At 64.6% G+C, this 17,757-nt stretch carries 11 protein-coding genes; 4 read left to right on the top strand and 7 right to left on the bottom strand.

The features are described 5' to 3' along the window. Positions 1-161: 161 nt before the first annotated feature. Both vsr and LK434_RS07650 read left to right on the top strand, forming a co-directional pair. Entirely contained in the window at positions 162-1,412 is a 1,251-nt protein-coding gene (gene vsr, locus LK434_RS07645; RefSeq protein ID WP_006719339.1) for a DNA mismatch endonuclease Vsr, read from the top strand. Positions 1,413-1,490: 78 nt separating this feature from the next. Continuing rightward, positions 1,491-1,745 (top strand): hypothetical protein, encoded by a 255-nt coding sequence (locus LK434_RS07650; protein ID WP_006719337.1) that lies wholly within the window; start codon positions 1,491-1,493, stop codon positions 1,743-1,745. 24 nt (positions 1,746-1,769) lie between these two features. Here the strand turns inward: LK434_RS07650 and LK434_RS07655 are convergent, their stop codons facing one another. The 4 genes from LK434_RS07655 to LK434_RS07670 form a co-directional block, all read right to left on the bottom strand. Next, on the bottom strand, positions 1,770-3,395 hold the full coding sequence (locus LK434_RS07655) for an amidohydrolase (protein ID WP_006719335.1): 1,626 nt from the start codon (positions 3,393-3,395) through the stop codon (positions 1,770-1,772). Between the two features lie 152 nt (positions 3,396-3,547). After that, complete coding sequence (nhaA, locus tag LK434_RS07660) at positions 3,548-4,909, bottom strand: Na+/H+ antiporter NhaA (RefSeq protein ID WP_006719333.1); 1,362 nt, start codon at positions 4,907-4,909, stop codon at positions 3,548-3,550. Positions 4,910-5,403: 494 nt separating this feature from the next. Next, entirely contained in the window at positions 5,404-6,345 is a 942-nt protein-coding gene (locus LK434_RS07665; RefSeq protein ID WP_006719328.1) for a DHH family phosphoesterase, read from the bottom strand. A gap of 240 nt (positions 6,346-6,585) precedes the next feature. Next, positions 6,586-6,900: a hypothetical protein gene (locus tag LK434_RS07670; protein WP_006719326.1), complete on the bottom strand. Its 315-nt coding sequence runs from the start codon at positions 6,898-6,900 to the stop codon at positions 6,586-6,588. Positions 6,901-7,139: 239 nt separating this feature from the next. Between LK434_RS07670 and LK434_RS07675 the strand changes: the two genes are divergently transcribed. Both LK434_RS07675 and LK434_RS07680 read left to right on the top strand, forming a co-directional pair. Beyond that, positions 7,140-7,988, top strand: a complete 849-nt coding sequence (locus LK434_RS07675) for a histidinol-phosphatase HisJ family protein (protein ID WP_006719324.1) — start codon at positions 7,140-7,142, stop codon at positions 7,986-7,988. 186 nt (positions 7,989-8,174) lie between these two features. Continuing rightward, complete coding sequence (locus LK434_RS07680; RefSeq protein ID WP_006719321.1) at positions 8,175-9,623, top strand: MFS transporter; 1,449 nt, start codon at positions 8,175-8,177, stop codon at positions 9,621-9,623. A gap of 807 nt (positions 9,624-10,430) precedes the next feature. Here the strand turns inward: LK434_RS07680 and LK434_RS07685 are convergent. The 3 genes from LK434_RS07685 to LK434_RS07695 form a co-directional block, all read right to left on the bottom strand. After that, positions 10,431-11,393, bottom strand: coding sequence for an ROK family protein (locus LK434_RS07685; protein WP_006719288.1), 963 nt, complete (start codon positions 11,391-11,393; stop codon positions 10,431-10,433). 426 nt (positions 11,394-11,819) lie between these two features. Next, positions 11,820-13,136, bottom strand: coding sequence for a branched-chain amino acid transport system II carrier protein (brnQ, locus tag LK434_RS07690; protein ID WP_006719294.1), 1,317 nt, complete (start codon positions 13,134-13,136; stop codon positions 11,820-11,822). Positions 13,137-13,316: 180 nt separating this feature from the next. After that, on the bottom strand, positions 13,317-17,708 hold the full coding sequence (locus LK434_RS07695; protein ID WP_050754931.1) for a beta-N-acetylglucosaminidase domain-containing protein: 4,392 nt from the start codon (positions 17,706-17,708) through the stop codon (positions 13,317-13,319). Positions 17,709-17,757 lie beyond the last annotated feature (49 nt).

The following is a 17,757-nucleotide window of genomic DNA, read 5'->3' on the forward strand; positions in this document are numbered from 1 at the left end:
CGTGAACAACTCGTGTTCTTCGACCCCTATACTCGCAGGAGCCACCATGCACAACCATCGATTTGGCTTACAGAAGAGTTGCATTCGTGTAAGGTTGCTTGTGAAAAACAAAACGCCCGCCGCCCGATTTGTCCGGGCAAGTGATTCCGAGAGGGGGTCCCATGAAAACCGTTCACGTTGCCGCGGGCATCATCCAACGCGATGGCGGAGAGGTCCTTGCAGTTCAGCGTGGGTACGGGGACATGGACGGCCTGTGGGAATTCCCGGGCGGAAAGGTGGAGAACGGCGAGACCCCGGCGCAGGCATGCGAGCGCGAGCTCCTCGAGGAGCTGCAGGTTCGCGTTACCGGGCTGCAGGACTTCTACACGCTTGAGTACGACTACCCCAGCTTTCACCTTTCCATGAACTGCTTTTTCTGCCGTCTTGCCGAGGGCGAGGGCGAGCCGCAGCGAAGCGACCGTCAGCGCGAGCTGCGCTGGGTCCCCAAGCAATCGCTCGCGACGCTCGAATGGATGCCGGCCGATATCGAGCTGGTCGAGCTCCTCGAGGCGCTTGGCGCCGAGGAGGCCGCGGAGAGGGCCTCGGCCATAGAGCCCTCCGTCGATGAGCCCTCGGCCGCGCGATCCTTTGCCGAGAGAGCCTCCGCTGACAATCCGGCCGCCACCACGTTCCCCACCAAGGAGCCCTCCACCGGCAAGCCAAACGCGGGCGCGCCTTCCACCAAAAAGCCCTCCACTGGCAAGCCGACCGCCGCCGCGTCCTCCGTCGAAGCGCCCCGCGCACCAAAGAACCCGCGCAAGAAGCGCGCCCGCAAAAAGCCCGACTTGCTCGACGGCGTCGACACGTCCTCCCTCTCGACCGCCGAGACCGCCCTGGTGCGGAGGCGAGCCGCGGTGCGCAAGTCCATGCAGGGCAACAAGCGGCGCGACACCAAACCCGAGCTGCTCGTGCGCCAGCGCCTGCGTGCGGCGGGGCTCACGGGATACCGCCTCGACTGGGCCAAGGCGCCCGGGCGCCCCGACATCGCCTTTCCCGGCCGCAAGGTCGCGATCTTTGTCAACGGGTGCTATTGGCATCGCTGCCCCCATTGCAGCCCCAGCGTGCCGCGAAAAAACGTCGAGTTTTGGGAGGCAAAGTTCCGCCGCAACGTCGAGCGCGACAAGCGCGCCCTCGCCGAACTCGAAGAGCTCGGCTGGCTTGCCATCACCATTTGGGAATGCGAGCTCAAGCGCGACCGCATCGACGAGACCATGGATCACGTCATCGAGACGACTCTCGAGGCGAGCGCCCATGCGGGCAAGAGCACGCGAGCTGCCGCATCCGCACCGGAGACGGACGGAGCGCAGCCGGAGCCTGCGGCGGGACCGGAGCCCGTTGCGGAACCGGAGCACGCACCCGCATCGGAGCCGTAGCCCGTGGCGGAGACCCGGCCCAAGACTGCATCCGCACCGGAACACGACCCCTCATCCGCAGACTAAGGAGCCGCCATCATGCACATGGGAATGTTTCAAGCCGAGGAGTTCGGCGACCTGCAACGCCTGGTAGACGGCCTGTTCACCGGCCACCAAACCATCGACCGTCTCGACCTCATCGTGCAGGCGGAGATCTTAGACCTCGCGCCCGACCTGCTCGAGATCGTGAACCTGGTGCCCCCGGGAACCTACGACCGCACGCGCCTGTGCGACCAGATCAACTCCGCACTGGCGGCCCACGGCTGGGGCGCCACGTACGGGACAGTCGAGTAGCGCGCCCGCGCTACGGCGTTCAGCCTATCGCACCCAAACCGTCTCGCCCTCTTTGATGGTCTCCAGGACCTCGATGTCGCAGATCTTCATCGGGTCGACCTTGAGCGGGTTGGCGTCGAGCACCGCGAGGTCGGCGAGCTTACCCGGCTCGAGGGTGCCCTTGCGGTCCTCCTCAAAGTACTCGTAGGCGGCGTTGATGGTGATGCCGCGCATCGCGTTGAACGCGTCGATGCACTGGCTTCGATCAAGCTGCACGCCACCCTTTGTCACGCGATTCACCGCGCACCACACACCGCGCAGCAAGTCGCAGGGGATGATGGGCGTGTCGGTGTGGAAGTTGAACACCAGGCCCATGTCCATGGCGTCGTGCGCCGCGGAAATGCGCGGACCGCGCTCGGGGCCAAAGTTGCGCTGGTGCACGTCGCCCCAGAACCAGATATGCGACGCAAAGATAGACGGGATCATCTTGAGCTGCGCCATCTTCTCGTACTGATCGCGGCGCGCGGTCTGGCAGTGGATCATGACCGGGCGCAGGTTCATCTTGTTGGGGTTGTTCGAATCGGCCAGCGCGCGCTCGTAGCAGCGCAGGAGCTGATCGGCCGCGGCATCGCCGTTGCAGTGCGTGAGGATCTGGTGGTTCGTGTCGATAGCCGCCCTGCAGTTCGCATACACGGCCTCGTCATCCATGGCCGGATAGGAGCAATAGGCGGGGTCATCGCCCTCGGACACAACTTCATAGGGCTTGCTCATCCACGCGGTGCGCCCCTGCGGGGAGCCGTCGAGCACCTGCTTGTGCCCGCCAAAGCGCACGTGGTGATGATACGCGCGGCCGTCGTAGGACGCGTGCCTGTCGATGACCTCCTGCGCGGTGCCGCCAAAGCCGTCCATCGGATAGGACACCACGTCGAGCTTGATGCGATCCGCCTCGGCGAGCGAGATCAGCGTATCGGTAAAGGGATCCATCGTGGCGCCATCCTGGCAGGTGGTCACGCCGTGGGAAAAGTACAGGTCCTGCATGTCGTCCACGATTGCAAAGTAATCGACGTGCTCACGCGGCTCAATGACCTTGTCTTCGAGAATGGCGATCGCGGGCAGCTCCTCCCAGGGGCCAGACGGGGTTCCGTCGGCCTCGCGCAGGAACTTGCCGCCATCGGGGTCGGCAAAGGAGGCGTCCACGCCGGCGAGCTCGAGTGCACGGGTGTTGGCGGCGCCCACGTGGCCCGAGGCGTGGTTCACAATGATCGGGATCTCGCGCGACACCTCGTCCAGCTCCTGGCGAGACGGATGACGTCCCTCCGCAAAGGCGTTGTGATCGTAGCCGTTGCCCTGCACCACGCCCTCGGCGGTGACGCCGCGCTTCTCGATGAAATCGCGCAGGCGCTGCTGCACCTCGGCGATGGAGGCCGCGCCCGTCAGGTCGGCGTTCGTGAAGTTCTGCGCGGTCATCATAAAATGGCTGTGCGGGTCGATGAAACCCGGGGTGACGGTCTTGCCGCCCATGTCGATCTCCTCGGCACCGGCGTACCGGGCGCGAGCGTGGTCGAGGTCGCCGGTGAAGGAGATGGTGCCTTCGTCATCGATCACGAGCGCCTCAAAGTGGGCGTCCTCGTAGGTCATCGGCACAAAATCGGCGTTGAACAAAAGCTTCATGCCAGTTCCTTTCTCCCCCGGCGCCTCGCGGGCATGCCGGCGATGGCGCCTGACGCACGAGGCAGCGGTCGCACCGGCGATGGCGCCCGACGCACGGGACGGCGGTCGCGTCGGCGATGGCGCCTGACGCACGAGACAGCGGGCGCGCCCCTTTAGGCAGACCTGCGTGCGGGCTTTTTCTTGCACACGATGCTCATATAGATCATGCCGACCACGGCGGAGGTCACCGAGGCGAGCAGGATCGCGGCCTTGGCGGCGAGCATCTCGAACGGCTCGGCGGGGAACGCCAGGCCCGAGATGAGGATCGACATGGTAAAGCCGATACCGCCCAAAATGCCAACGCCCACGATTTGCTTCCAGCTCACGCGGCGCGGCAGCTCGCAGATGCCGAACTTGACCATGAGGAACGTCATGCCCGAGATGCCGATGGGCTTGCCGAGCACCATGCCAAAATACGTGCCCAAGGCAACCGGGTCGAGCGCCAGCGCCATGGGGTCCACGCCCACCAGGCGCACCTGCGCGTTGACGAACGCGAAGATCGGCAGGATGACAAAGTTCACCGGCGTGGAGATCATGCGCTCCAGTCGCATGAGCGGCGGGGTGATGCGGTGCATTACCCGCTCGGCGCCCAGCGTGGCGTGCGTAAAGTCGTGCTGGCCGAGGATGTGCGCATCATCGTCGTAGCGGTCGACCATGTCGGGCATGTAGTCGCGCAGCCACTCCGCGAGGTGGTTCAGGCGGACGCCCGAACGCGAGGGAATCGCAAAGGCGAGGATGACGCCGGCGAGCGTGGCGTGCACGCCCGACTGGTACAGGCAAAACCACAGGACGAGACCGCCCACCACATAGGGGCGAAGACGGAAGTGCTGCGTCTTGTTGAGCATGAAGAGAACCGCCGTCACCAGCGCGGCGCACACGAGCCACTCAATACGCGGCGTCTGGCCGTAGAAGATGGCGATCGCGGCGATGGAGATGAGGTCGTCGGCGATGGCGAGCGTGGAAAAGAACACGCGGACGCCCGTGGGAACGCGGTTGCCCAGCAGCGAGAGGACACCGAGCGCGAAGGCGATGTCGGTCGCCATGGGGATGGCCCAGCCGTTCAGCGCGCCGCCCTTGTTGAGGAAGGCATAGATGCTCGCGGGAACGACCACGCCGCCCACCGCGGCAAGCATGGGCAGCAGCGCCTGACGCGGCCGGCGCAGCTCGCCCACGGTCATCTCGTACTTGAGTTCGATGCCCACGAGCAGGAAGAAGATCGCCATAAGAAAGTCGTTCACGAACAGCTCGACCGACATGGAGACCGAAAAGCTGCCCACGCCGAACGTGATGGGCTCGAGCAGGAAGTGATGGATCGCCTCGTAGGCGTCCGTGTTGGCGCACACCACCGCCGCGAGCGCAGCGAGCACCATCACCGCCGCCGAGATCGTGCCGTTCCCCGTGACGCGCTCCCACAGGTCGTGGCGCGCGAGGAGCTTGCGCTGCCTCTCGGTAAATAGCTGCTCACGTGCGTCCATGCCGCTCCTTGTCGTGCTCGGGCACCAGCGGCGGCTCCACGTCTTGGCAATGCAGTGCCGCGCGCGCCGCCGGCGCCCCTCTCTCTGTGCGTCCCGCGCCCATCAAAAACGGCCCACATCGCCTCGGCGATGAGAGCCGCTTAAACGAGCGCTCGGTTGCTTCTATCCTACCCACAGACCTTCCCAAAGAGACGTGTGTTCAGCATCGGCTCTAGACCGAATACACATATGGAGCGGCGCGGGGAGGCCGGATGACGTGAGACGGTGCACCGATACCGCCCCCGGCAATTCCACGCCTGCAATTCGACCACTACGGCAGGCAACCGCGCGCCCGAGCAAAACGACGACCTTTGCCCACGGCGGCGACCCGGCGCGCGATGAGCCCAGCGCGCTCTTCCGCCATTCGCCCATTCCCTCACGATCATGCTCAGATAGAAAAAGGGCTCGTCCCATTCGGACGAGCCCCGGCAAGGAGATGCGCGTACAGCCAGATGTTAGTTGGCGGCGAGGATCGGAGCGGCGACCTGCTTCTTGCGGGAGAGCACGCCGGGCATCCACACGCCCTCGGCCACATCCTCGATCCCCAGGCCCTTCTGAGCGGCCTCGGCGTCGCCCTCGAGCAGGACCTGGGAGCCCTCCTCCATGATGTCGGTGAGGCAGAGCACGATGCCGTCGGCGCCCTTCTCGGCCTGGTAGGCGCGCATGGCCTCGCGGATCTCGGGGATCATGCCGAGCGCGCGGGACTTGTCGACCGTCTCGTACTGGCCGATGAGGAGCTTCTTGCCGGCGACCTCGAACATCTTGATGTCGTTGCCCACCATCTCGGCGGCGGTGAAGGAGCCGGACGGGCGGGTGAGGAATACCTCCATGCCGAACTTGACCGGATCGACGCCGAACTGCTCGCCGAGCTTGGCGGCGATGGCGGCGTCCACGGCGGTGGCGGTGGGGCTCTTGAGCATGAGGGTGTCGGTCATCATAGCGGAGAGCAGCAGCTTGGCCTGCGTGCCCGTGGGCTCAACGCCCAGGACCTCGAAGAGCTTGGCGACGATGGAGCAGGAGGAGCCCCAGGGCAGCGCCACGATGTGCAGCGGGGCGGCGGTGGTGAAGCCGCCGAAGCGGTGGTGGTCCACAACGCCGGCGATCACGGCGTTCTCGAGGCCGGCGACGGACTGGCCGGGCTCGTTGTGGTCGGTCAGGACGACCTGCCGGGGCTCGGCGCCCTCGGCGGCGGGCTCGATGGCGTCGATGAGCGTGGGCGCGGGCACGCCGGCGTCCTCAAGGAGCTTGGCGGACTCGGCCGGCAGCGGGCCCAGGCAGCAGGCGGTGTAGGTGTTGCCCTGGTACTCGACCTGGTTCAGCAGCTGGGACAGCACGACGGCGGACATGATGGCGTCGTTGTCGGGGTTCTGGTGTCCAAACACGAGGACGTTGCTCATGGGGTTCCTCCCTTGTAGCAGATGCACGGATACGGATATTGTACCGCGCCAAACAGGGCAAAGACACGCGGTGCCCAACAGTAAGGGACGATAGGAACACTGCCGCCACAATGCAATCAATTGCCCGCCCTCGATTGCCCGCTCTCGAGAGGAACAATCCAATGGAATCGCTCGACGGCGCCGCGGAGCAACATCTCAAAGGAAATAAACGTGCTTTTTCGCACGTAGGAAAGCCGCCCGCTACATGGGGCACAGCGTTACCACGAGATAAAAAACACCCATAATGAGACCCGCCACATACAAGACAAGGCCCTCTCTACCACAAGCCCTTTTGAGACACGCAAGGCCGGCGCCCAAGAACAGACAGCATAGGAATAACGCCGTGCCCTTTCCCACATAGCTTCCCGGTCCTTCGGTCGTTAAGACCAGCGGGATACGATCGGGCAGCAGCAGGCAGTCCACCAATACCAAACTCACCGCAATCACAGCAATCAACTTGAAGTGACGGCCGATCCATGCCATGAACCCCTGTTCGCAATGTGCAAGCTGCCGCATGCCATCCGCCCCGCTCCCTCATATACCTTCAACGTAGCTCGAGAAACAACGAACGAAGAGTATGATAGCGTGCGGAATACCAACGCCCCACCATCTCCTGGCCGGAAACCTTGCGTTAAAGGCCAACGCCACGCCGCGAGGAGCCCTGCGCGACGGCCGTACCCCCGGCTCGAACGCGCCGATGCAACCGGTTCGCCGCCGCGGCACGGCGGGGGATCACCACAACGATTGGAGCCACCATGTTCGCCGATTACCACGTGCACACGGAGTTTTCCGACGACTCCGTGTTTCCGCTCAACGACGTGTGCGCCCTCGCCATCGAGCGCGGCATCGACGAGATCTGCATCACCGACCACGTCGACTACGGCGTGCGCCCCGACTGGGACGAATACCGCCGCGACCCCTCCTGCGCCAAGATGTTCGAGGGCAAGCCCTCGATCAACGTCGACTACGAGCGCTATTTCCCCGCCATCGCAGAGGCGCGCGAGCGTTTTGCGCCCGAGCTCACCGTAAAGACCGGCATGGAATTTGGCGTACAGTCGCACACCATCGACCGCTTCCGCGCGCTCTTCGACCGGCACGCCGCCGAATGGGATTTCATCATCCTGTCCATCCACCAGGTGGGCGACAAGGAATTCTGGGACGGCGCGTTCCAGGAGGGCAAGACGCAAGAAGAGTACAACATGCAGCACTATGAGGAGATGCTGCGCGTTGTCCAGGGCTTTGACAACTGGTCGGTCATCGGGCACGTCGACCACATCAAGCGCTACGATCCGCTCGGTCCTTGGCCCGATGCCAATATTCGCGACATTGTGGCCGCCATTTTTAAAGAGGCCATCCGCCGCGGCAAGGGCATCGAGCTCAACACGTCTTCCGTTCGCTACGGCCTGTCCGATCTCACCCCCAGCACGGAAATCCTGCGCCTGTACCGCGATCTGGGCGGTCGCATCCTCACCCTGGGCAGCGACTCCCACAAGCCCGAGCACCTGGGCGCGCACATCCCCGTCATGCGGGAACGCCTGCGCGCGCTCGGCTTTGACGAGTTCTGCACGTTCGACCATATGGAGCCCGTGTTCCACAAGCTGTAGGGCGCGCGCCGGACAAGGCGCCGCGACGTACAAAGCGCGCACGGCGGTTGCGGCGGCACGACGGTTTTGCCGTGACGGCGCACATCCAGCCGCGTCGCGCACGGCGTTTCCCGCATGCCGAGCAAGGCGCTATACATCCGAACAAGATTCCCCAAGCATCAAACACCCCGACCCCTGGACGAACCCATGGCCTCGCTTCTTCTTGCTGTTATCTACCTCACGTTTATCTCACTCGGCTTGCCCGATTCCCTGCTGGGCACCGCATGGCCCGTCATGCACGTCGAACTTGCCGCGCCCGTCGCCGCGCAGAGCCTCATCTCCATCATCATCAGCTGCTGCACGATCGTGTCTTCGCTCCTCACCGCAAAGCTCGTGCACAAGTTGGGCACGGGCAAGCTCACCGCCCTCTCCGTGGCCCTCACCGCCGGCGCGATTCTGGGCTTTTCCGCCACGAACGCGTTTTGGCAGCTGTGCCTCATCGCCATCCCCTATGGCCTGGGCGCGGGCGCCATCGACTCCGCGCTCAACAATTACGTCGCGCTCAATTACGGCGCGCGGCACATGAGCTGGCTGCACTGCTGCTGGGGCATCGGCGCGAGCGTGGGACCGCTCGTGATGGGCTGGGCGCTCGCCGGACCCCTGAGCTGGCACGGCGGCTACCTCGCCATCGGCGCGATGCAGGCCATCATTACTGCCGCGCTTTTCCTGTCGCTGCCCTTGTGGAAATCCACGGATGGGCGCGTGGAGGATGAAGCCGCGAACGAGCGCGCGGCTGTACAGGCCGACCCGGCCGGGACTTCGCGCGCAATGCATGCCGGACAAGCAGAGTGCGCAAACGAGTCCAACGGCCCCAAGCACACTCAGACCGTAGCCCAACAGGCATGCGCGCGAACCGCCGACCACGTAGAGTGCGAGTGGGCAGCAGTCGAGCCCGAGTGCAAGCAAGCCAACCCGGCGGCGCTCGGGCACACGCAGGCCGAGGCCGCCAAGCCCGAGTGCAGGCAAGCAAACCCGGCTGCGCCCGGGCACAAGCAGACCGTAGCCCACCCTGAGCGCCCGCTCACCAACCGCGAACTCCTCCGCCTCCCCGGCGCACGAGCCGCAATCGGATCTTTTGGCACGTACTGTGCCCTCGAGGGGTCCATCGGCCTGTGGATCGCGAGCTACCTCACCATGGCGCGCGGGCTCGACGCCGCCACCGCGGCCTCGATCGTCTCCCAGTTCTTCCTCGGCATCACGATCGGACGACTCGTCTCGGGCTTTGCCGCACAATGGCTGACCAGCGAGAATCAAATCCGTCTTGGGCAAGTACTCATCGCGGGGGGCCTGATTGGGCTTGTCGCCCTCAACGGTGGCGTCGCGGCGGGCGCCTGCACCTTCGTCGCCGGACTCGGATGCGCTCCCATCTACCCCAGCATCGTGGCGCTTACGCCCAAGCGCTTTGGCGAACGCGCGTCCCAGGGGCTCGTCAGCCTGCAAATGGCCTGCGCGTATGCCGGGTCCATGCTCTTTCCCCCGGTTTTTGGCCTGGTCGCAGGCGCAGGCGGGGCGGCCCTCATACCGCTTATGGCAATCGCGCTCTTGGGAGCGCATGCTGTTCTTGCCGAGCACGCCGTTCGTGCTACCGGGCGTTAGGCCACGGCAGACTTCGCGCACGGCGGCGCGGGCAGCGCGGCGACGCGACCGCTCGGGCAGCGCGGCGGTTCGCGCAGTGCAGCGGTTCATGACGCAAGTACCGCAAACCATGCCATCCACGCCAGCCGCAAACGCCTTGCGACCGGACCGCGCGCCGGGATCCCGCACGCGCCCGCAACGGGCGCGGGATAGCCGCCACCCAAGTCGCCGTCGCCGCCCAAGTCGCCGTCGCGACCACTGTCGACGCAACCGGACCGCTGTCATCGAGTGAGCGCTTTTCCAACGTTTCAACCCCCTCAAACGTTGGAAAAGCGCTCACTCGATGCAGAGGGGGGGTGCCGGGACGAGGGGGGGGGCGGTGCCGAAGACGCGAATGACGCAAAACGAAAAGATCCACTCGCGTGACGCACCGCACAAGATGGAGGATATGAACGATTTGAGCTTATGAACGATTGCACCGTCGACCGGTTTTGTCGATGAGCAAATCACCAGCTCAAAGCCCGTATAAAAATGGAGCTTATGAACGAATCGTTCATAAGCTCCACTGCGACCAAGAAAATCGTTCATAAGTTCCGGTCGTTCATATCTTCGAGCGCGGCAACAGGGAGACTGCGCACCACAAGAGACCACGGCCGTCAGACGGCCTCCCTCGCGTTAGACGGCCATCCCGCCGTCAGGCAGTCTCTCGCACCGCCAAACTGCCCCCTCGCTGCTGGACGCCTCTCACGCCATCGGGCAGCGCTCACACCGTCAAACGGCCTCTCACGCCATAGGACAGTCACTCGCGCTGTCAACCAATCCCTTGCGTTACACCTCGCAGGCAGCGGCGCGCAGGGCCACGTATGCCGCGCCGATAATGCCCGCGTCGTTGCCCAGCTCGGCAACCTCGATAGGCGTCTTGGCGCTCACGGAGAGAGCGCAAGCAGCATACTTCTCGCGCAGCTTGTCCAAATACACGTCCGCAGAAGCAGAAGCACCGCCGCCCAAGACATACACCTCGGGATCGACCACAGCAGAGATGATCTGCAGGCCGCGGGCGAGATAGTCGGTCATCGTTTCAACGGCAGCCCAGGCGACCTCGTCGCCCTCACGGCACGCCTGGAACACGGCGCGGGAGTCGCTCGTGCCGGAAAGCTCGATGGGATCGACGCCACGGACCTCGCACTCATGCAGGTAGTTGCTCACCACGCCGGTGGCGGAGGCGTATTGCTCGAGGCAGCCCTTGTTGCCGCAGCCGCACACGCGGGTCTCATCGGGGTTCACGCACATGTGGCCGATCTCGCCACCCGCACCGAACGCGCCGTCGATCACGTCGCCATTCACCACGACGCCACCGCCCAAGCCGGTGCCGATCGTCACCATGACCATGCTGCGATGACCCTTGGCGCTACCACGCCACAGCTCGCCCATGGCAGCTGCGTTCGCATCGTTCACGTAGCGCACGTCGGCATGGGGACAGCGAGACTCGAGCGCCTCCTTGAGTTCGGGGGCGTTGATCTTGATGTTGGCAGCAAGCGTGATGTTGCCGCTCGCGGGAACGGGGCACGGCAGCGCCAGGCCAATGCCGCGCACAAACAGAATGGGCTGCTGCACCGAGCCCATGAGCTCCTCGATACCGCTCACCACGGCGGCATAGCCAGCCTCCTCGGCAAGCGAAGGCGTGGGGACGCTCACCTTGCCCAGCAGGTTGCCGTCCTCGTCAAACAAGCCCTCCTTAACAGAGGTGCCACCAACATCGATGCCGATGTAATACTGCTTGCTGTCGGGCATGCATGCTCCTTTCGCATCGCGGAGCGCCAAGCGTCTTGGGCCCCGTGGTCGAATCTTCCAGTGGCTCCAACTATACCGCTAACGGCCCGCCGCGCGAGAGCCGATGCGCCGCCGCGCGCTGCCGGGGATCGTCGTGCGGCACCGGGGGGTCGCCGTGTGCCGCCGGGGGGAGTCGTCATGCGTATCCGCCGATAATCGCCGTGCGGCACCATCGGGGACCACCGCGCACCGCCGGGGATCGCCATGCGGCGCCGAGCGTGGGCTTTTCCAACGTTTGAACCACCTCAAACGTTGGAAAAGCGCACACTCGAGGTACGGGAAGGCTCGATAAGTCGACAAGCGGAAAGGGCAATCAACCAGCAAAGGACGGCCAGCCAGAGCCGAACAGCCAGCCGAGGACAAACGAGCATCGAACAGGCAGAACCCTTATGCCGCAACCTTGTTGCGACGCACCGCCGCGTGCACAATGGCCGCAGCGACGCCGCACAAAGCGGGAACAACCCAGTTCATGCCGACGTCGGCAAAGGGCAGCTGGTCAAACGGCAGCCACGCACCCGCAAAGAACGCATCGCGCAGCGCGGTGGCAATGCTCACAACGGCCGTAAGGCACACCACCCATGGCCACAGCAGCGGCATGCGATCGCACACCTTGTGCAGCATGCCCATCACCACCAGCACAATCGCCATGGGGTACAACGCGTTGAGCAGCGGAACGGAGAACGTGAGAATGGCATCGAGGCCAAAGTTCGACACCACGCAGGAGAACACCGCAAAACCCAGGGCCCACATGCGGTACGGCACGCGGGGAACAACGTCGGCAAAATACGTGCCGCAGCAGCTGATGAGTCCAATGCAGACGTTCAGGCACGCGAGCAGGAAAATCGCGGCGACCACCACGGTCCCCACCGCGCCAAAGTGTATGCCGGCAGAAGCTGCGAGGATCTCGGCGCCATTCGTCGCGCCGGGCAGCTCGGCAGCAACACCCAGGCCAACCATCGCCAGGCCGCAATAGATGAGCCCCATGAGCAGGCCGGCAAAAACGCCCGCGCGCGAGACTTCACGCGCAAGGCCCGCATCGTCCGTCACACCGAGCTCGCGAATGTTAGTGGCAATCACAATGCCAAAGGTGAGCGAGGCGAGCAGGTCCATGGTTTGGTACCCCGTGAGAAAACCCGACATGGCGGGCGCAGACGCGTAGCTCGCGTGGGCAGCTTGCTGGACGGATGCGGGGTCGAACAGCGCGGCACCGATCACAAAGACCAACAGGACGATGAGGGCGGGGCCGGTGATGCGCCCCAGCAGACGCGTCAGCGCGCTCGGGTGCATGGCAAGCAGGTACGCAACGGCAAAGAACGCAACGGAAAACACCAGGCGCGCCACCTCGAGCGACACGCACGCCGGCAGCAGCGGCTCGAACATCTCAAACGAGGTCGACGAGGTGCGCGGAATGGCAAGGCACGGGCCAATCGCCAGATACACCGCAGCGACAAAGACCGAGGCGAACAGCGGATGCACGCGCGCGGCAAGGTCGCGAATGGTGCCCGCCAGCCCCACCGCCACGATGCCGAGCACGGGCAGGCCGATGCCGGTCACCAGAAAGCCGACCATGGTGGGAACCACGGCCTCACCCGCCTGCAAACCCAGTAAGGGCGGGATAATCAGGTTTCCCGCGCCAAAAAACATCGAAAAGAGGGTAACGCCCACGAATAGGGACTGCTTGGAAGTCAATTTACCGGTGGACATAGGCGCTCCGCTTCCGAGGCGTTGACGTATAGAATGTGAACTTTAGCAGAATGGAGCGCATTCGTTGGCGAAAGCTGCAGCACGCACCCACTCACCGCATGTTCGCCTCGCATGCAAAAAGGCGGGGCGCCCCTTGAGAGGCGCCCCGCCCTGATGGCGATGCGTATGCAAGCGCGGGTGTTATGCCCTGTGCTTCTTCATCACAGCACCGGCGGCAAACGCAGCAACAGCCACGCCCGCCACGCCGACGACCGCGAGCATCGCGGAGTCGCCCGTGCTGGGCAGACCCGCACCAGGCTTGCCGGAAGGCTTGTTGCCCGGGTTGGTGCCGGGCTTGTCATCGGGGTCGGGGGTCTGGTCCCCGCCCTGGTCGCCACCCTGGTTGCCACCTTGGTCGCCACCTTGGTCTCCGCCTTGGTCGCCACCCTGGTCACCGCCTTGGTCGTCCTTGGGGGTGAAGTGCGCCACGAGCGTCAAATCGCCCGTCACGGGAGCCGCGAAGTCGTACGCGGCATCATCGAGGTACCAACCGTCGAACGTGAAACCGTCCTTGGCGGGTGCGTTCTCGGGCGCCGCCACGGCGGAGCCGTCCTCGACCTCGACCTCCGAGAACACCGTATCGTCGACCATGAAGGTCACCTTGTGGGTCTCGGGCAGGGGCTGCGGCTCGAACGTCGTGTCGAGCATGGAGACCTCGGCAATCGAGGGAACAGCGCCGTCGCTCCAGCTCACCTTGACCTCCTTTACACCCCAGAACCGGCCATTGGCGGCCTCGGCAAAGGAGAAGTCGTTCACGGACGCGTCGAGCGTGCCCAGCTCGACTTCGGTGGTGGAGCTGTAATCCGGCTTGTCGTACACCGTCGCGGTCACCTTGGCGCCGCTCGGGTCGCCCCACGACACGATGTGCACGCCATTGCGCGGCAGGTCGCCGGAAAGGGGCTCGGACACGTGGTAGGTCAGCGTGCCGGACGCATTCGCGGGACACCAGTAGGTGGTCACGCGACCATCGAGCATGGCGCTGGTGCCATGGGCCTCGTCGACCGGGTCGCTATCGCACGTGAAGTCGCCGGGAACACCCGGATACGTGACACGGAACGGATCGGCGGAGAAATCGAACGTGATCTCGTGGTCGCTCAAGTTGCGAACGCCCACGTAACGCGCGGACGCCACCGCGTTATTCTCAACGGCATCCCAGCTCAGAACATTCACCGAAGAGACGACCGTGAGACCGGCCTTGGCAACGGCAGCTGCGGATGCCTCGTCGATGGCGATGTTCGCCTGGACGGAAGCTAGGTCGATCGCCACATAGGAGCCGGCCGGGATTGCGACCTTGCCCGCAGAAATCGCCGCGGAGGTGCTGTCTGCGGTGCCAGCCAGGGCGGTGCCCTCGATGTCAGTCAAGATGGCACCCGCCGGGCTCTCATAGCCCTCCTCAGCGGAGAGCTCGTAGACCTTCCACCACTTGGCGGTGTTCTCGAGGTTCGTCACGCGGATTGCCTTGGCGTTCACGTTGGCGAACTCGAAGGTCTGCTTCTGGGCGGACGTCACGTCGCCGACCTTGTGCCAGCTGCCGTCCTCCGCCTGGTACTCGACCTTGCCCTTGACGATGACGTCGCCGCCGTCGGGGGCCTGGACGAAGGCAATCTTGCCGATGCGGGCGGAAGGCTCAAAGGTCAAGCCGACCCAGTCGTTGGCGCGAATGTTGTTGTCCTTGAGGTTCTTGAGGTGAGCGTAGGAGCCCTCGTTGCCATCGGCGATCTTGTCGATAGTGAAGGACTCGTACTCGCCCATCGTCTCGTTCATGACGGGCGTCACCTTGCTGGGCAGGCGCTTGGCAGCGACCTCGTTGAGGTTCCAGGCCCCCTCGCCCTCGACCACGAGGCGCACGCCGTTGACCGCCGTGTTCTTCTCGAGCTCGACGGTCTGGGACGCCTTGGCGTCGAACGTGCCGATCTTGGTCCACGCGCCACCGATGAGCGCCTCGACCTTGCCGGAACGGGCGTCTTCACCCTGAGCGATCTCGACCATGCCGATCTCGGTGGTCTTGACGTAACTCAGGCCGGCGTTCATGCCCTTAGCAGGCGCATCGAAGGACGCACCCGTCTTAACGTCGCCGTCCACGATGGCGGACAGCTCGCCCTGAGCTGGCTTCTCGCTGGCGAACGGCTCGTACGGCTTGGAGGTGGCGACCGACGTCGCAACCTCGTTAACCTGCCAGTAGCCACTGTAGTACTGCTTGTTGGTAAAGCGCAGGCCCTTGAGGTCGGTGGTCTTGGGCAGCTTGAGTGTCTGCTCCGAATCGCCGTTCACATGGCCGAGCTCGACCCACGTCGTGCCGTCGGTCGTGTACTCGACCAGCGCGTCCTTGAGCACGTCCTGGGGGCGGTTCGAGGGGACGGACTGGACGAACGTCACCGCGTCAGCGCGCTGATAGGGCTCGTAAGTGATGGTGAAGGAGTCGCCGACGTTCACATTGGTCGTGGCGTTGCTGCCTGAGAAGTGAGCGTAGGTCGAAGTGTCGCCATCGATGATGTTGGCGGGGTTGCCGCTCGTGCCCAGGCCCTTCAGAGTGACCTCGGCCACCACATCCACCGTGCCGGTGGCATCGCCCACAACGGGGCGCAGGCACTCACCGAGCGCCTCGACGACCGGCCACACGGCGCGCGTGCCGGCACGGGCATACTGGGTGTCGTTCACGTAGGGGTAGCTGTGCAACAGTGCGTTGTCGAACAGCTCCTTGCCCTGTGTGTACTCGCTCACGAGCGCGTTCTTGTCACCGTTCAGGTGACCGCGCAGCGCGCCGAGGTAGCGCAGGCCGGCGTTCATGCCGTCGGACCAAAAGCCGAGCCACGGGTCGATCTGCGTGCGCAGGGAGGCGTTGCCCGCGTTCTGCGCATATGTGCCCGCCGCGGCCAGGAGCTCCTTGAAAAGCGCCTCAACCTGGTCGATGTCGGAGACCTTGACGCTGCCGTCCTCGACCTTGGCCCTAAAGGCGTCGAGCATGGGCTTGACTGCCTCGGACTCGCGGGACTCGAACGTCACGCCGCCGCCCTGGTACCACTTCATGTGCTCAGACAGCGTGCGGAGCGCGTTGGAGGCGTCGGTGTCGGCCGGGGAATCGTGGTCCACGAAGCTGAACGCGTCATTCCACACCTTGTCGGCGTGGTCGTAGCTCGTCCAGTTGTTCCACGAGAAGTCGGCGTTGAGGAAGATGCCCACCTTGCTGGGCTCGGACTGCTGCATGGGGTTGATCACGCAGCCCACGAGGGAGCCGGGCACCACGTCGGCGCCGAGCGCGTTCTCATAGCCGCCCATGGACAGGTGGTCGCGCGTGTTGTCCGTGCACGGCCAGTTGATCCACATGAAGGGAGCGACGCCGGAGCGCGAGGTGAAGGTGCTGATGGTCGACTTGTCGGCCTTGCCCCACACGCGGGTGCCGGTCATGATGGGCTTGACGTTCGAGGGCAGGTTCTTGTACCAGCTCTCGCCCGCCTGGGCGTAGTTGGCCGCGACGAACGGGATGGTGTCCTTGAGGCCCGGGTACTTGAGCGAGCCGTCCTCGTTCTTCATCTTCTGCAGGTCGTGCAGCCAAGAGGTGAGGTCGTTCAGCAGCTTGATGTAGTTGCTGGAGCCGGGGTTGTCGGCGTCGTCGGCGCTCAGCATGATCTGGCGGCAGCCCGCGTCGATGACCTGCAGGTACTTTGCCTTGAGCGTCGCGAGGTCGCTCTCGTACGACGACCCGAACGAGATCGGGTTGTTCATGAACGGGTGCAGCGCGTACACGAAGCGGCACTTGGACTCGTTGCCCGCCTGGGCGAGCTGCGAGAGCTTGGTGATCTCCTCGTCGGAGTAAAGATCGCGCCACTGCGCGTTGTGCTTGGGATCGTCCTTGGGCGCGTAGATGTAGGCGTTCTGCTTGAAGAGGCCGCCCCAGCGCATGAGCTCCGCGCGGTCCTCCGTGGACCACGGATTGCCGTAGTAGCCCTCGATGAAGCCGCGCGTCTCGACGTCCGCCCAGTCGTTCACCGTGAAAGCAGCAAGCGCACGGCCCTCGATCTGCTGGAACACCTGGTACAGCGTGCTCAAGCCATAGAAGGCGGCATCGGTGTCGCGACCAACGACGACGATGCGGGCCGGAGCGTCCTTGCCCTTGGGCAGAACCGTGACGAAGTTGGCGTCCGTCTTCTTGAACAGATCGGCCTGAGGAGTCACGGCGCCGCTCTGCACGAGCTGGTCGACCGGGCCCTTGGAGCCGTTGATGCCAACGAGCACCTCGACAGCGTTGGCGTCCTTGCCTAGCGCATCAACCTTGTTGGCCTTGATCTGCTTGAGAGCCAAGATGTCGTTCAAGCGCTTCTCGGTCTCGGCATCGACACCGGGGTCGAGCACCACGTTGACGGTTTCGGGCAGGGTCACCTCGCCCTCGCCGTACTCGATGGCGTGCGGGGTTGGGTACACCTGGTAGGTCTGGGCGGCAAGCGCCGTCGCAGGCGCCGCCACGAGCGCCAAAGACGCACAGGCAGCGAGCACGAGCCTACGGAGTGCACCTCCCCTCATGCGTTGCGCGTTCATACGCATTCCCCCTTTTATCGGGACCCATACAAAAGGGCGCACGCACGCG

Origin of the sequence: Collinsella stercoris DSM 13279 (assembly GCF_020735465.1) — a bacterium.
GTDB classification, from domain to species: Bacteria; Actinomycetota; Coriobacteriia; order Coriobacteriales; family Coriobacteriaceae; genus Collinsella; species Collinsella stercoris.

Bases quoted from the DNA above. Each gene is read 5' to 3' on its own strand.
- vsr (WP_006719339.1), top strand. From the start codon at position 162: ATGAAAACCGTTCACGTTGCCGCGGGCATCATCCAACGCGATGGCGGA.
- LK434_RS07650 (WP_006719337.1), top strand. From the start codon at position 1,491: ATGCACATGGGAATGTTTCAAGCCGAGGAGTTCGGCGACCTGCAACGC.
- LK434_RS07655 (WP_006719335.1), bottom strand. From the start codon at position 3,395: ATGAAGCTTTTGTTCAACGCCGATTTTGTGCCGATGACCTACGAGGAC.
- nhaA (WP_006719333.1), bottom strand. From the start codon at position 4,909: ATGGACGCACGTGAGCAGCTATTTACCGAGAGGCAGCGCAAGCTCCTC.
- LK434_RS07665 (WP_006719328.1), bottom strand. From the start codon at position 6,345: ATGAGCAACGTCCTCGTGTTTGGACACCAGAACCCCGACAACGACGCC.
- LK434_RS07670 (WP_006719326.1), bottom strand. From the start codon at position 6,900: ATGCGGCAGCTTGCACATTGCGAACAGGGGTTCATGGCATGGATCGGC.
- LK434_RS07675 (WP_006719324.1), top strand. From the start codon at position 7,140: ATGTTCGCCGATTACCACGTGCACACGGAGTTTTCCGACGACTCCGTG.
- LK434_RS07680 (WP_006719321.1), top strand. From the start codon at position 8,175: ATGGCCTCGCTTCTTCTTGCTGTTATCTACCTCACGTTTATCTCACTC.
- LK434_RS07685 (WP_006719288.1), bottom strand. From the start codon at position 11,393: ATGCCCGACAGCAAGCAGTATTACATCGGCATCGATGTTGGTGGCACC.
- brnQ (WP_006719294.1), bottom strand. From the start codon at position 13,136: ATGTCCACCGGTAAATTGACTTCCAAGCAGTCCCTATTCGTGGGCGTT.
- LK434_RS07695 (WP_050754931.1), bottom strand. From the start codon at position 17,708: ATGAACGCGCAACGCATGAGGGGAGGTGCACTCCGTAGGCTCGTGCTC.